This window comes from Janthinobacterium sp. DSP2-3-3 (assembly GCF_049897325.1).
GTDB lineage: Bacteria > Pseudomonadota > Gammaproteobacteria > Burkholderiales > Burkholderiaceae_D > Janthinobacterium.
In genome coordinates this window covers 129,828-144,812 of the sequence record NZ_JAFCWA010000009.1, presented here as the reverse complement: position 1 = coordinate 144,812, position 14,985 = coordinate 129,828, and the positions used below count along the sequence as shown (strand labels likewise).

At 61.5% G+C, this 14,985-nt stretch carries 13 protein-coding genes; 11 read left to right on the top strand and 2 right to left on the bottom strand.

Going from position 1 to position 14,985, the window contains the following annotated elements:
- The first annotated feature begins 12 nt into the window (after positions 1–12).
- From araD1 to ACP7DE_RS18805, 11 genes are all read left to right on the top strand, one after another.
- Positions 13–1,005 carry an AraD1 family protein gene (araD1, locus tag ACP7DE_RS18855; RefSeq protein WP_426073513.1) on the top strand — a complete coding sequence of 331 codons (993 nt, stop codon included), beginning with the start codon at positions 13–15 and terminating at the stop codon, positions 1,003–1,005.
- The gene (locus ACP7DE_RS18850; RefSeq protein ID WP_426073512.1) at positions 1,002–2,579 is read left to right on the top strand and encodes an aldehyde dehydrogenase (NADP(+)); all 1,578 of its coding nucleotides are present in this window, start codon (positions 1,002–1,004) and stop codon (positions 2,577–2,579) included. Before araD1 ends, ACP7DE_RS18850 begins: the two co-directional genes overlap by 4 nt.
- A 34-nt stretch (positions 2,580–2,613) precedes the next feature.
- On the top strand, positions 2,614–3,381 hold the full coding sequence (locus ACP7DE_RS18845; RefSeq protein ID WP_426073511.1) for an SDR family NAD(P)-dependent oxidoreductase: 768 nt from the start codon (positions 2,614–2,616) through the stop codon (positions 3,379–3,381).
- Between the two features lie 158 nt (positions 3,382–3,539).
- Positions 3,540–5,090 carry an alpha-N-arabinofuranosidase gene (locus ACP7DE_RS18840; RefSeq protein WP_426073510.1) on the top strand — a complete coding sequence of 517 codons (1,551 nt, stop codon included), beginning with the start codon at positions 3,540–3,542 and terminating at the stop codon, positions 5,088–5,090.
- Between the two features lie 65 nt (positions 5,091–5,155).
- Complete coding sequence (locus tag ACP7DE_RS18835; protein ID WP_426073509.1) at positions 5,156–6,181, top strand: arabinan endo-1,5-alpha-L-arabinosidase; 1,026 nt, start codon at positions 5,156–5,158, stop codon at positions 6,179–6,181.
- 159 nt (positions 6,182–6,340) lie between these two features.
- Complete coding sequence (locus ACP7DE_RS18830; RefSeq protein WP_426073508.1) at positions 6,341–7,315, top strand: ABC transporter substrate-binding protein; 975 nt, start codon at positions 6,341–6,343, stop codon at positions 7,313–7,315.
- 9 nt (positions 7,316–7,324) lie between these two features.
- Complete coding sequence (locus tag ACP7DE_RS18825; RefSeq protein ID WP_426073507.1) at positions 7,325–8,878, top strand: sugar ABC transporter ATP-binding protein; 1,554 nt, start codon at positions 7,325–7,327, stop codon at positions 8,876–8,878.
- 47 nt (positions 8,879–8,925) lie between these two features.
- Positions 8,926–9,957, top strand: a complete 1,032-nt coding sequence (locus ACP7DE_RS18820) for an ABC transporter permease (protein WP_426073625.1) — start codon at positions 8,926–8,928, stop codon at positions 9,955–9,957.
- Positions 9,954–10,928 carry a galactofuranose ABC transporter, permease protein YjfF gene (gene yjfF / locus ACP7DE_RS18815; RefSeq protein ID WP_426073506.1) on the top strand — a complete coding sequence of 325 codons (975 nt, stop codon included), beginning with the start codon at positions 9,954–9,956 and terminating at the stop codon, positions 10,926–10,928. Before ACP7DE_RS18820 ends, yjfF begins: the two co-directional genes overlap by 4 nt.
- 5 nt (positions 10,929–10,933) lie before the next feature.
- Entirely contained in the window at positions 10,934–11,908 is a 975-nt protein-coding gene (locus ACP7DE_RS18810; RefSeq protein ID WP_426073505.1) for a glycoside hydrolase family 43 protein, read from the top strand.
- 93 nt (positions 11,909–12,001) lie between these two features.
- Entirely contained in the window at positions 12,002–12,943 is a 942-nt protein-coding gene (locus ACP7DE_RS18805) for a LysR family transcriptional regulator (RefSeq protein WP_131689644.1), read from the top strand.
- Here the strand turns inward: ACP7DE_RS18805 and ACP7DE_RS18800 are convergent.
- Together ACP7DE_RS18800 and ACP7DE_RS18795 are read right to left on the bottom strand one after the other, a co-directional pair.
- Positions 12,940–14,205, bottom strand: coding sequence for a DUF6445 family protein (locus tag ACP7DE_RS18800; RefSeq protein WP_426073504.1), 1,266 nt, complete (start codon positions 14,203–14,205; stop codon positions 12,940–12,942). The two genes, ACP7DE_RS18805 and ACP7DE_RS18800, sit on opposite strands and share 4 nt — an antisense overlap.
- Before the next feature lie 46 nt (positions 14,206–14,251).
- Positions 14,252–14,983: a hypothetical protein gene (locus ACP7DE_RS18795; RefSeq protein WP_426073503.1), complete on the bottom strand. Its 732-nt coding sequence runs from the start codon at positions 14,981–14,983 to the stop codon at positions 14,252–14,254.
- Positions 14,984–14,985: the final 2 nt, after the last annotated feature.

Below are 14,985 nucleotides of genomic sequence, written 5' to 3'. Positions count from 1 at the left end.
GCGGAGATTCTCATGCTGTTGCTGCAATTTACGAATGAACACGGCGGCCGTCTGGTCGGCCTGCTGCAAGACGACCAGATCCGCGTCATCGAAGGCTACAACACGACGTATGCGCTGGCGCAAGACGCCATCCGCAAAAAGGTCAGTCTGGCCGAACTGGTGGACGCCACCGTCGGCAACACCACGCATTGGTATGTGGACGTGGCCAGTAGCGGCCGCCTGCTGGCGCCGCTCGACCATGCGGACGAAGCGCATTGCTACGTGACGGGCACGGGCCTGACCCATCTGGGCAGCGCCGGCGCGCGCGACGCCATGCACAAGAAAATCGGCGGCGACGCGGAGTCCTTGAGCGACTCCATGAAAATGTTTCGCCTGGGCGTGGAAGGCGGCAAGCCGGCTGACGGCACGGTCGGCGCCCAGCCCGAGTGGTTTTACAAGGGCGACGGCTCCATCGTGCGCGCTGGCGGCCAGCCGCTGCGCATGCCGGACTTTGCCCTCGATGGCGGCGAAGAGCCGGAAATCGCCGGCCTGTACGTGATCGGCGACGACGCTCAGCCCTACCGCGTCGGCTATGCCATTGGCAATGAATTCTCGGACCACATCACGGAACGCCAGAACTATCTGTACCTAGCCCACTCGAAGCTGCGCATGTGCAGCGTCGGTCCGGCCCTGCTGGTGGGCGAATTGCCCGCGCACATCGCCGGTACCTCGCGCGTGCTCGACGGGTCCGGCAAGGTGCGCTGGGAAAAGGCCTTTGTCAGCGGCGAAGACAATATGTCGCACACGATTGCCAACCTGGAACACCATCACTTCAAGTATCCGCTGTTCAAGCGCCCTGGCGACGTGCACGTGCATTTCTTCGGCACGGCTACCTTGAGCTTTGCCGATGGCGTGAGCGTGGCGCCGGGCGAAACCTTTGAAATCGAAGCGCCGGCCTTTGGCCCTGCCTTGCGCAACCGCCTCGACGTTTTCCCAACCGCATTTGCGAAAGTGAGCACATTATGAGTTTCAATATCACCGGTGATGCATTGATCGGCGGCGTCGCCGTCAAGGGCAATGGCGGCTCCTTCGAAGCCTGGGACCCGGCCGCGCGCGCGCACATCGCGCCGGCCTTCCACATGGTGGACGTGGCGCAAATCGACGCGGCGTGCCGTCTGGCACAGGCCGCTTTCGACCCCTTCCGCGCCACCACGGATGCGCAACGCGCCGATTTTTTAGAGACCATCGCCGCGCAAATCCTCGAACTGGGCGACGAGCTGATCGTGCGCGCCATGACGGAAAGCGGCTTGCCGCGCGCGCGCCTGGAAGGCGAACGTGGCCGCACCGTGGGTCAGTTAACACTGTTCGCCGGCTTGCTGCGTGAAGGTTCGTGGACCGATGCGCGCATCGATTCGGCGTTGCCGGAACGCACGCCACCGCGTCCAGACCTGCGCTTGCGCATGATCGGCCTGGGTCCCGTCGCCGTGTTTGCGGCCAGTAACTTCCCGCTGGCCTTTTCCGTGGCCGGTGGCGATACGGCCTCGGCGCTGGCCGCCGGCTGCCCCGTCGTGCTGAAAGCCCACTCGGCCCATCCGGGCACGTCGGAGCTGGTGGCGCGCGCCATCGTCAAGGCGATTGCCCTCTGCAAGCTGCCGACCGGCGTGTTCGCCTTGCTGACGGGCACGGGCAACGGCATCGGCCAGGCTTTGGTGGCCCATCCGGCCATCCAGGCCGTGGGTTTTACGGGTTCGCGTTCGGGCGGCATCGCCCTGATGAAAGTGGCGGCAGAACGTGCGCAACCGATACCTGTATATGCTGAAATGAGCAGCATCAACCCCGTGTTTGTGCTACCGCAAGCCTTGGCTGCCCGTGGCGCGGTGATTGCCAGCGGTTTTGCCGCCTCGCTGACCATGGGCGTGGGCCAGTTCTGCACCAACCCCGGCCTCGTGCTGGGCCTGGAAGGGGCCGACTTCACGGCATTTGCCGCCGCTGCAGCAGCAGCGCTGGCGCCGGCACCGGCCGCCACCATGCTGACGGCCGGCATCGCCAGCAGCTATGCGAAGGGCGTGGTCGCGCTGGCGCAGCACGCCGATGTGACGCCGCTGGTGCAAAACGCTGGCGAGGAAGGCAAGGGCGCCGCCGCCCTGTTCGTCACTTCGGGCGAGGCTTTCCTGGGCAAGCACGATCTGCGCGACGAAGTCTTCGGTCCCGCCTCCCTGCTGGTGGCGTGCCGCGACATGGATCAATTGCTGGCGATCACGGAAAGCCTGGAAGGCCAGCTGACGGCCACCCTGCAAATGGATGCCGGCGACCTGAACGATGCGCGCCGTTTGCTGCCCGTGCTGGAACGCCGCGTGGGCCGCATCCTGGCCAACGGTTTCCCGACGGGCGTGGAAGTGTCGACGGCCATGGTGCACGGCGGCCCGTTCCCGGCTACCTCGGATGGCCGCAGCACCTCGGTGGGCACGGCGGCCATCAACCGCTTCCTGCGGCCCGTGTCGTATCAGAATCTGCCGCAGGACTTGCTGCCGGCATCGCTGCGCGACGATAATCCGCTGGGGATATGGCGCCGTCACGATGGCGTGCTGGACAAACGTTAATTACAAAAAATAAAAATACACAGGTGGAGACAAAATGAAGCAATTGGCGAAATATGGCAGCTTGCAGGGCAAGCGCGTGTTCATCACGGGTGGCGGCAGCGGCATCGGCGAATCCCTGGTGGCGGAGTTTGCCGCCCAGGGCGCGCTGGTGGCGTTTGTCGACATCGCCGTGGAAGCGAGCGAGGCCCTGTGCCGCCGCCTGGCTGAAGCGGGTCTGACGGCGCCCTTGTTCCGCCATTGCGACATCACGGATATTGCCTCTCTGCAAGCCGTCATGGCGGAACTGGCCGATCAACTGGGCGACTTCGATATCCTCGTCAACAATGCGGCCAACGACCAGCGACACCAGGCGCAGGACGTGACCCTGGAATACTGGAACGAGCGTATTGCGATCAATCAACGTCCCATGTTCTTTACGTGCCAGGCCGTCTTCGAGGGCATGAAGCGCAAGGGCGGCGGCTCCATCATCAATGTCAGCTCGATTTCCTGGCACATGAAGTCGGGCGGCTACCCCGTGTATGCCACCACCAAGGCGGCCGTCGTCGGCCTCACGCGGGGTCTGGCGCGCGATTATGGCGCGCACAATATCCGCGTCAACACGGTCACGCCCGGCTGGGTCATGACGCAGCGCCAGATTGAGCTGTGGGTCAATGAGGCGGCCGAAGTGGAAATCAAGAAAAGCCAGTGCTTGCCAAGCAAGCTGATGCCGCAGGACATCGCCGCCATGGTGCTGTTCCTTGCATCGGACGACGGCGCGATGTGTTCCAGTCAAGAGTTCATCGTCGACGCCGGCTGGGTGTAAGCGCCCCCGCGCCGTTTATTCGCGCCGGCACTGACCGGCAACTCCGATCTTGCAACACCCCTCTTGCCGCCCCAACCCCGCGGCAGGAGAGGCATCGCCATTCCAGATTGCCGGGAGTGATCCCGGCCCTTGCTTTTCACTAAAAAACAGGAGACAGCATGAAATTCATCCATACCAGCATCGTGGCCCTCAGCCTGGCCATGGCCGTTGGCAGCGCCTTTGCCGCGCCCGTCAACGTCATCATCGACGTGGCCAAGCCCGGCCCCGTGATCAATAAAAACATCTACGGCCAGTTCGCCGAGCACCTGGGCACGGGCATCTATGAAGGCATGTGGGTGGGCCCGGAGTCGCCGATCCCGAACACCAAGGGTTGGCGCAACGACGTGCTGGGCGCGCTGAAACAGTTGCACGTGCCCTTGGTTCGCTGGCCGGGAGGCTGCTTTGCCGATGAATATCACTGGAAGGACGGCATCGGCGCGCGCGAGAAGCGCCCGACCAAGGTCAACACCAACTGGGGTGGCGTGGAAGAATCGAACGCCGTCGGCACGCATGAATTCTTCGACCTGGCCGACCTGCTGGGCGCACAAACCTATATCAACGGCAACCTCGGTTCCGGCACGCCGCAGGAAATGTCCGAGTGGCTCGAATACATGACGTCGGACAGCAAGTCCACCCTGGCCGAGCTGCGCCGCAAGAATGGCCGTGCCCAGCCGTATAAAGTCGATTACTTTGGCATCGGCAACGAAGCCTGGGGTTGCGGCGGCAATATGCGCCCGCAATACTACGCCGACCTGTACAAGCACTATCACACCTTCATGAAGACGCCGGAAAGCGCGCGTCCAAAGTTCATCGCCAGCGGCGGCAATGACGATGACATCAGCTGGTCCGGCACCCTGAGCCGCGAAATCAAGCCGAACATGATGGACGCCATCAGTTTCCACTACTACACGGTGCCGACCGGTATCTGGGAAAAGAAGGGCGCGGCCACGGGATTTGGCGAAAATGAATGGATTTCCACCCTGAGTCGTACCCTGCGCATCGATAGTTTGATCAAGAACAATATTGCCGCCATCGACAAGAACGATCCCTCGAAAAAGACGGGCTTGTACGTCGATGAATGGGGCACCTGGTACGACGTGGAGCCGGGCACCAACACGGGCTTTTTGTTCCAGCAAAACAGCTTGCGCGATGCTCTGGTGGCGGCCCTGAACTTCAATATCTTCCATGCCCACGCCGACCGCGTGCGCATGACGAATATCGCGCAAATGGTCAACGTGCTGCAGGCGATGATCATCACGGACAAGGAACGCTATTTCCTCACGCCCACTTACCACGCGTTCCAGATGTATGTGCCGTTCCAGGACGCCACGTCCCTGCCGGTCGCCATCCAGGGCAATGGCAAGTACAGCCTGGGCAAGGTCAGCATTCCGGAAGTGAGCGCCTCGGCCGCGCGCGCCAAGGATGGCAAGGTGTATTTGTCGCTGGTCAACACCAACCCGAACAAGGCCGTCGACGTCAATGTGGCCCTGGCGGGCAAGCAAGTGGCCAGCGTCACGGGCCGCGTGCTAACCGCTGGCACGATGGATGCGGTCAACAGCTTTGCGCAACCGCAAGCCGTGCAACCGGTGGCGTTCAATGCCAAGGCGCAAGGCGGCAAGCTGACCGTGTCGGTACCGGCCAAGGCCGTGGTGGTGGTGGCGGTCGAATAAACCTGCCGATTTTGATGTATCCAGCCGGCCCGCATGACGGGCCGGCTGGCCAAGTGGAGAACACGATGCAATTTTCGATAATGATGGCCTTGGCGGCCATGCTTGCCTTCAGCCCCGTTAAGGCGGCCCAGGTCAGCGTGCACGACCCAGTGATGGCCAAGGAAGGCGACACGTATTATCTGTACAGCACGGGTCCCGGCATCACCTTCTACAGCTCGAAAAACATGCTTGACTGGCAGCCGGAAGGGCGCGTCTTTGCGGACCAGCCCTCATGGGCGAAGACGGCCGCGCCATCGTTTGACGACCATATCTGGGCGCCCGACGTGCAGTTTCATGACGGAAAATATTACCTGTACTACTCGGTCTCCGGTTTCGGCAAGAACACCTCGGGCATCGGCGTCACCGTCAACACCACCCTCAACCCCCGCTCGCCCGACTACCGCTGGGTCGACCAGGGCATGTTGTTGCAATCGGTGCCCGAGCGCGACGAGTGGAACGCCATCGACTCGCACATCATTACCGATGCCAAGGGCACGCCGTGGATGTCGTTCGGTTCGTTCTGGAACGGCATCAAGCTGGTGAAATTGACGCCCGACTGGACGCGTATTGCGGAACCGCAAGAGTGGCATTCGCTGGCGCGCCGGGCGCCGCTGCCGCCAAGGGCGGGGGAATTCAAGCCGGCGCCCGAGGAAATCGAAGCGCCCTTCATCTTCCAACGCGGCAAGGATTATTTTTTATTCGTCTCCTGGGGCCTGTGCTGTCAAAAGGAAAAAAGCACCTACCACCTGGCCGTGGGGCGGTCCAACAGCGTGACGGGGCCTTATCTGGACAAGGATGGCCGCGACATGGCGCAGGGCGGCGGCACGATGGTGCTGAAAGGCGACAAGGATTGGCAGGGCCTGGGCCACAACAGCGCCTACACATTTGAGGGCAAGGATTATCTGGTGCTGCACGCGTATGAAACGGCGGACAATTACTTGCAAAAACTCAAGATCCTGCCCATGACATGGGACAAGGATGGCTGGCCGCAGGTTGATGCGCGCGACTTGAACCGCTATCAAAGCCGCCAATTGCCGGCTGCCAAACGGTAAGGGGCCAGGAGATGTGTGCCAGGTGATACGCAAATCGGTATCGCAAGCGAAAAAGAATTGATTGGATGGCTATGTTGCTTTCTCCTACCATGGGTTCATAAAAAACCGCCCATCCGGCATCCGGCTGTGATGGTATTCCAAAAAAAACTGGAGACAAGAATGACATTGACACGCCGCACACTCCTCGCCAGCGCCATGCTGCTGGCCGCTTCCGCCACCACCTTCGCTACCTCGTCCGCCTTTGCCGCCAAGCCCCTCGTCATGGGCTTTTCGCAGGTAGGCGCCGAAAGCGAATGGCGCACCGCCAATACCGTCTCCATCAAGGATGCCGCCAAGAAAGATGGCGTCACCTTGAAATTTGCCGACGCGCAGCAAAAGCAGGAAAACCAGGTTAAGGCCCTGCGCTCTTTCATCGCGCAAAAAGTCGACGTGATCGCTTTCTCGCCGGTCGTTGAATCCGGCTGGGATACCGTCTTGCGCGAAGCCAAGGCTGCCAAGATCCCCGTCATCTTGACGGACCGCGCCGTCAACGTGGCCGATAAATCGCTTTATGTCACCTTCATCGGCTCCGACTTCGTGGAAGAGGGCCGTCGCGCCGGCCAGTGGCTGATCGAGCACGCCAAGAAAACCCCGGACGCCACCCTGAACATCGTCGAGCTGCAAGGCACGGTCGGTTCGGCCCCCGCCATTGACCGCAAGGAAGGCTTCCAGGAAGTCATCGGCAAGAATCCCAAGCTGAAGATCATCCGTTCGCAAACGGGCGACTTTACGCGTGCCAAGGGCAAGGAAGTGATGGAAGCGTTCCTGAAGGCCGAAGGCAAGAAGATCAACGTGCTGTACGCGCACAATGACGACATGGCCATCGGCGCCATCCAGGCCATCGAAGAGGCGGGCATGAAGCCGGGCAAGGACATCATCATCATCTCGATCGATGGTGTGAAAGGCGCGTTCGAAGCCATGATCGCCGGCAAGCTGAACGTTACCGTGGAATGCAGCCCGCTGCTGGGCCCGCAATTGATGTCCATCGCCCGCGATGTGGTCGCCGGTAAACCCGTGCCAGCGCGCATCACGACGGTGGAGGGCGTATTCCCTGCCGAGGTGGCCGCCAAGGAATTTCCGAACCGTAAGTACTAAGCTTGCCGCATGATGAAGACGCAAGCGCATCACAACGCCGCGCCAGCTCCCTTGCTGGAGTTGCGCGGCATCAGCAAGTCCTTTCCCGGCGTCAAAGCCCTCAGCGATGTTGCCCTGCGCCTGTATCCGGGCGAAGTGCACACCTTGATGGGACAGAACGGTGCCGGGAAATCGACACTGATCAAGGTGCTGACGGGCGTGTACACGCCCGACAGCGGCCAGATTTTGCTCGATGGCAAAGCTATCGCCCCCGCGTCCACCTCGGATGCGCAACTGCTCGGCATCAGCACCGTGTACCAGGAAGTCAATCTGTGCCCGAACCTGTCGGTGGCGGAAAACATCTTTATCGGGCGCTATCCGCGCCGCTTCGGCGCCCGTTTTGGCCCTATCGATTGGCGTTCCATGCAGCAGCAGGCGCGTGCCTTGCTGCAGCAATTGCAGATCGATATCGATGTCACGGCGCAACTGTCCAGTTTTCCGCTGGCGATCCAGCAAATGGTGGCCATCTCGCGCGCGCTGAACATTTCCGCCCGCGTGCTGATCCTCGATGAGCCCACGTCCAGCCTGGACGAGGCCGAAGTCAATTTGCTGTTTTCCGTGCTGCGCCGTTTGCGCGAGCAGGGCATGGCGATTTTGTTCGTCACCCACTTCCTCGACCAGACTTACGCCATTTCCGACCGCATCACCGTCATGCGCAATGGCGAGCGCGAGGGAGAATACGCGTGCAGCGAACTGTCGCGCCTGGCGTTGGTGAACAAGATGATCGGCGTGGCGTTTGACACGCCGGAACAAGCGCTGGATATGGCGCAAGACGCGGGCGCCGCCAGCTTTGGACCGAATGTGCTCGAAGCGCAGGGACTGGGTCGCAAGGGCGCCTTGCTGCCCATGGATTTCCACATCCGCCAAGGTGAATTGCTGGGTCTGGCCGGCTTGCTCGGTTCGGGCCGCACGGAACTGGCGCGTTTGCTGTTCGGCGCCGACAAGGCCGACTCGGGCAATATCACCATGCAAGGCAAGCCGCGCCAGTTCCACGTGCCGCGCGACGCGATAGCCCAAGACATCGGTTTTTGCTCGGAAGACCGCAAGCACGAGGGCGCGATTTTGTCGCTGTCCGTGCGCGAAAACATCATCCTGGCCTTGCAGGCCCGCACGGGCTTGCTGCGCGCCATCCCGTTCAAACGCCAGCAGGCACTGGCTGACGAGTACGTGAAGGCGCTCGGTATCAAGACGGCCAGCATCGAAACCCCGATTGGCAGCCTGTCGGGCGGCAACCAGCAAAAGGCACTGCTGGCGCGCTGGCTGGTGACCTCGCCCGCCATGCTGATCCTCGACGAACCGACGCGCGGCATCGACGTGCGCGCCAAGCAGGAAATCATGAGTTATGTGAGCAAGCTGTGCCGCAAGGGCATGGCGATTTTGTTCATTTCGTCCGAACTGCCGGAAGTGCTGCGCTGCAGCGACCGCATCGTCGTCATGCGCGACCGCAAGGCTTGCGGCGTTTATGCGCGCGGCGAGCTCGATGACAGTTCCGTGCTGCAAGTGATCGCCGGAGACGCCACATGAGTTTATCCACACCCTCCAGCGCGCCATTGGCGCGTCCGGCTTCCACTATGGGTACGTCTGCCTTGCATACCATTCTGCATCACCCCCTGAGCCGCCCCCTGGCCGCGCTGTTGTTGCTGTTGCTGGTCGATTTCTTTGCCATCCCCGGCTTTTTCCATCTGGAAATCCGAGACGGTCATCTGTACGGCAGCGTGATCGACATCGTCAACCGCGCCGCACCGCTGATGCTGGCCGCGCTGGGCATGACCCTGGTGATCGCCACGCGCGGCATCGACATTTCTGTAGGCGCCGTCGTGGCCCTGTCCGGCACCGTGGCCGCCATGCTGATCGGCGGCAGCATGGTGATGGAGAATGGCGTGTCGACCTACGTGAGCAACATCCCCATGGGCTGGGCCCTGGCGGCGGCCTTAGGCGCGGCCCTGCTGTGCGGCGCCTGGAATGGCGTGCTGGTGGCGGGCCTGGGCTTGCAGCCCATCGTCGCCACCTTGATCTTGATGGTGGCGGGGCGCGGCCTGGCGCAATTGTTGACGGATGGGCAGATCGTCACCGTCTACTACCAGCCGTACTTCTTCATCGGCAGCGGCTACCTGTTCGGCTTGCCGTTTTCTCTGTTCCTCGTGGCGGCGGTCTTCATCATTACCGCCGTGCTGATGCGCAAAACGGCGCTGGGCCTGTTCATCCAGGCCGTCGGCATCAATCCTGTCGCCGCGCGCCTGGCCGGCATCAAAACGGCGACCCTGATCTTTTTTGTCTACGTGTTTTGCGCCGCCTGCGCGGGCTTGTCGGGACTGATGATCAGCTCGAACATCAAGAGTGCCGATGCGAACAATGCGGGCCTGATGCTGGAACTCGATGCCATCCTGGCAGTGACTTTGGGCGGTACGTCCCTGGCCGGCGGCAAGTTCAGCCTCGTGGGCAGCATGATCGGCGCGCTCATCATCCAGACCCTGACCTACACCATCTATTCGCTGGGCGTGCCGCCGGAAGTAAACATGGTCGTCAAATCGGTCGTCGTGTTCCTCGTCTGCCTGTCGCAATCGTCGCAATTCAAGCAATTGCTGCACCGGAGAAAAGCATGAAGGGCTTGCTGCACACCCCGTATTTCACTTCACTCGTCACCGTGCTGCTGCTGGTGGTGATGCTGGGCCTGGGCGGCGGCGCCTATCCGGGCCTGCTGTCCACGCAAGTGATCTTTAACCTGTTGATCGATAATGCTTTTTTGCTGGTGATCGCCGTCGGCATGACCTTTGTGATCGTCTCGGGCGGCATCGATTTGTCGGTCGGGTCCGTGCTGGCCCTGTCGACCATGATCGCCGCCTGGCTGCTGAACGTGGCGCACTGGCCGCCAACGCTGGTGATCGCCACCGTGTTGGCGCTGGGCAGCGTATTTGGCGCCGGCATGGGTGCGCTGATTCATTATTTCAAATTGCAGCCCTTCATCGTCACCCTGGCCGGCATGTTTTTGGCGCGCGGGCTGTGCTATTTGATCAGCATCAACTCCATCACCATCGCCGACCCGCTATTCGTCGCCATGTCGCAGACGCAATTGCAATTTCTCGGTGGCTTTATCTCGCCCGGCGTGGTCATTGCCGTGGCGACCTTGCTGCTGGCCATCTGGCTGGCGCACGCCACGCCGTTCGGCCGCGCCGTGTATGCCATCGGCGGCAACGAACAGTCGGCCCAGATGATGGGTTTACCCGTGGGGCGCACCAAGGTGCTGATCTACGCCTTCAGCGGCTTTTGCGCTTCGCTCGGTGGCGTGCTGTTTTCGTTTTACATGCTGTCCGGCTATGGCTTGCATGCGCAAGGCACGGAACTGGACGCGATAGCTGCCGTCGTCATCGGCGGCACCCTGCTCAGCGGCGGCTATGGCTATGTGGCGGGTGCTTTGTCGGGCGTGCTGGTGCTGGGCACCATCCAGACCCTGATCGCCTTCGACGGCACGCTCAGCTCGTGGTGGACCAAGATCGTCATCGGCGGCCTGCTGTTTGTCTTTTGCGTCGTGCAAAGACTGATGGCCATGGGCCAGAAAAATACCAACGGGAGTTAAGCTATATGTTGAAGCAACACACACTTGCCGCAGCCATCGGCATGGCGGCAGCGCTTGCCTGCGCCCCATTTGGTGCGCAGGCGGCCAACCCCATCGTGAAAAACATCTACACCGGCGATCCGGCCGCGCTGGTCGACAATGGCAGGGTGTACCTGTACGTCGGCCACGATGAAGCAAGCGCCACCGACACGGACTACCGCATGAATGAATGGCGCGTGTATTCCTCGTGCGACATGGCGAACTGGACGGACCACGGCTCCCCCGTGCGCTTTTCCACCTTCGCCTGGGCCGGCAAGGATGCCTGGGCCGGCGACATCGTCAAGCGCGGCAGCAAATACTATTTCTATTCGACCGTCGACCACAAGACCATCCCCGGCAAGGCCATCGGCGTAGCCGTGTCCGACAGCCCGACCGGGCCGTTCGTCGATGCGCGCGGCAGCGCCCTGATCACGAACGAGATGACGAAGCAAACGGCGATCCCGTGGGACGACATCGACCCGGCCGTGTTTATCGATACGGATGGCCAGGCTTACATTTACTGGGGCAACACGGTCTTGAAATACGCCAAGCTGAAAGCCAACATGACAGAGCTCGATGGCCCCATTTTGACCTTTGGCATGGATGCGTTCACGGAAGCGGCCTACATGCACCAGCATGCGGGTACCTACTACCTGTCGTACTCGCGCAACTTCCCGGAAGAAACGGCGTATTCGACTGGGCCGACGCCGACGGGACCGTGGCATTTCCGTGGTCCCATCATGGACAAGAATGCCGTGGTGAAAACCATCCACCAGGCCATCATCGAATTTAACGGCAAGTCCTACGTCTTCTATCACAACGACAAGTTGCCCGGCGGCGGCGAATACCGGCGCTCCGTGGCTGTGGAAGAGCTGAAATACAAGCCGGACGGCACGATCGAATTCATCCATCAAACGGATGGCCCGGCAGCCAATCCCAGCGCCGCCTGCAAGGCATCCTGAACGCAGTTTGACGACGCTCAAAAAGGAGACACACCGATATCTGGAATATCGATATTGAGTTAAAACTGATATCGATCATGATATGATTTATTCATGGATACCCTCAACCCCAACTGGTTCTTGCGAGCCCGCCTGAAGACGCGGCAATTGCTGCTGTTGATCGCCCTTGACGAGCAGCGCAACATCCACCGTGCGGCGGAAGAATTGCACATGACGCAGCCGGCCGCGTCCAAGCAAATCAAAGACCTGGAAGAGATGCTCGACGTGCGCCTGTTCGACAGGTTGCCGCGCGGCATGGAGCCGACCATCTACGGCGAAACGATGATACGCCACGCGCGCATGGCCTTGACGAGTTTGTCGCTGGCGCATGACGACATCGTCGCGCTGAAGTCGGGCCTGACGGGCCAGGTGGAAGTGGGTGTCATCATGACACCGGCCATGGCCTTGCTGCCGCGCGCGATTGCCCGCATCAAGCAGCAGGCGCCGCTGATGCGCATCGGCGTGCACCTGGAGCACAGCAATACCCTGATGGACATGCTGCAACATGGCACGCTCGATTTCATGATCGGGCGCATCCTGGAAAAGGAAAGCAGCGCCGGCCTCATCTACGAGGAGTTGACGGAAGAGCCGGCCAGCGCCGTGGCGCGCAATGGCCATCCGCTGCTGTCGCGCAAGAATTTGCAGTTAAAAGATTTGGCTGGCCAGCCGTGGATCTTGCCGCCGCAAGGCAGCATCCTGCGCCACCGCTTCGACATGATGTTCCGCCGCGCCAGCCTGGAACCGCCCGTCGACGTCGTCGACACCACCGCCTTGCTGCTGATCACGTCCTTGCTGCAGCAAACGGATTCGCTGCACGTGATGCCGACGGAAGTGGCGCATTACTACGAATCGTTGAACGTGCTGAGCATTTTGCCCATCGAGTTGCCGTGCAAGATGGATGCGTTCGGCATCATCCGCCAGCAAGATCATTTGCTGTCACCGGGCGCGGATATGCTGCTCAAAGCCGTGCGGGCGACGGCGCAGGATATGTACTAGTCGGGCACTTCAAAAAAGAACAGCTGCACCAATCGCCCATTCTCCGGCGTGTCGCCAAACACCTTGCTGATCGAGTGAAAGTAGTGGCCCTTGTAGACGATCAATCGGTTGTGGCGCATGGGGACTTCCAGCAGCGCTTGCCAACTGTCGCGCTGTTCCTGCAAGTCGTTGAATTTCTGCACTTTACTGTTCGGCAGCCAGCGTTTCTGGAAATCCTTGAAGCTGGCGTAGCCGCCCGCCTTGACGTCCGCCTCGGGCAGGCGGCGGTACCAGCTGCTGGGCTGGTGGCGCCAGAAGGTGGTGCCGCCCTGGCATTGTTCAGGTGGGTTCAAGTACAGTACGCCCGCATAGAAATTGAAATTGTTGCCCGTTTCATTATCCACATGGATATCCGTGCGCGCCATGGCGTCGGCATAGCTGAGGCGGTAGGAACCGTTGTCGGGCGAGATAAAACGGATGGGGCGGCCCAGCGCCGTGGCGATGCGCTCCATGATGTCTTGACTGGGCTGGCCCGCCGTCTGGCTGCCCGGGTAGTTCTGCCCGGCATAGCGCTGCTGCTCGAACGGTAAAGTCAGCGCCTGCGCGCGCCAGGCGGCCGGGTCGGGCAGGAAATCGTCGAGGATGTGCAGGTCGGTTTCGCGCAGGAAATCGTGCAAGCTTGCCGCTACGTCGGGCGTGCTCAGCCGTTCCGTATTTTCAGTGCTGGGGCTGGCAAAGCCGATGCGGCACGTTTGCGCCAGGGCCGGGTGCAATGCCACGCCCTGCGCGTAGCGGGACAGCGCCAGTGCCTGCTGGCCCGTGCGGTAATACAGCTCGGCCAGGCCCTGCAGGGTTTGCCAACGCTGCGGGCGCAGGGCGTGGGCCCGTTCCAGCTCGGCGATGGTGTCGGCCAGACGTTGTTTTCCCAGCAGCAATTCCGCATGGCTGATAGCGAAATCGTGCTCGTGCGGCGCCAATCGCGCCGCCGTGGCGTAGCTGGCCAGCGCCGCCTCGCTGTCCGTACCGCGCAGCACATTACCGAGGTTGTAGTGGAACAGGGCGTTGTCGGGCTGTTGCTTGAGCGACAGTTTCAGCAAGCCCAGGCCGATGGCGCCCTGGCCCAGTTCCAGCATCGCCAGTCCCTGGAAATGCTGCGCTTCGGCCAGGGTCGGATTCAGTTTATAGGCGGCCTGGTAGGCATTGATCGCTTCGATCAGCTTGCCTTGCTGCTGCAGTTGCTGGCCCTTCGCCAGATGTTGTTCCGCCTGTGTTGGTTCGCCCATGTCGCTATCCCGATGCAATGTGGCGAACAGTGTAACCGAGCCCGTTCTAGCGCGCCTGACTGACGGGAATTTCTTCCCCATTCAGCTTGATCGCCACCTTGACGATCTGTGCCTTGACCTGGTTGCTGGCCATGTCCGCTTCCTGGGCATAGGCATACACGACGATGGCGAAATCCTTGTAGCCGCTGCGCGCCGCCTCGATCTTGCGCGCCGCCTCCTGGTCTACCTTCAGTAGCGAGTAACCGTCGCCATTCGTGAACGCCAGCTTGTAGTCGCCGTTGTCGTACATGTAGTAATACGTGCCCGCTTCGGCGAACTTGGCGGGGAAGGCGGCCTTGTCCATGGCGTATGGCGACAGCGCGCCCTGGCCATTGATCTGGTAGCGCAGGTAGCGCTTGGTTTTCGCTTCGCTGACCTTGGCGTCGATCTGCGGTTTCAGGGCGTCGAGCACTTCCTGCTTGCGGAAGGCATCGTTGCTGCCCGCATAGTCGCGCGAGATGCGCTGCGCCACGGCCGCGTAATCGGGCGGCACGCCGGACAGGGCGATGTAACTGTACATCAACTGGTTGCCGCTGGTGATGTCGACATAGCTGGACGTTGGCGTGGCAGCGTCCGCTTGCGGCAGGCTGGCGGCGGCCGCCTTCACTTGCGCCTTGGCGGCCATGTCGGCCACGCTGGTGGCGGGCGCAGAGGCCGCCGGCGTTGCATTGTCGGAGGGCTTGCCGCAGGCGGACAGCAGGATGGCGATGGCGAGCAGGGCGGGGAGGGTGCGTTGCATGG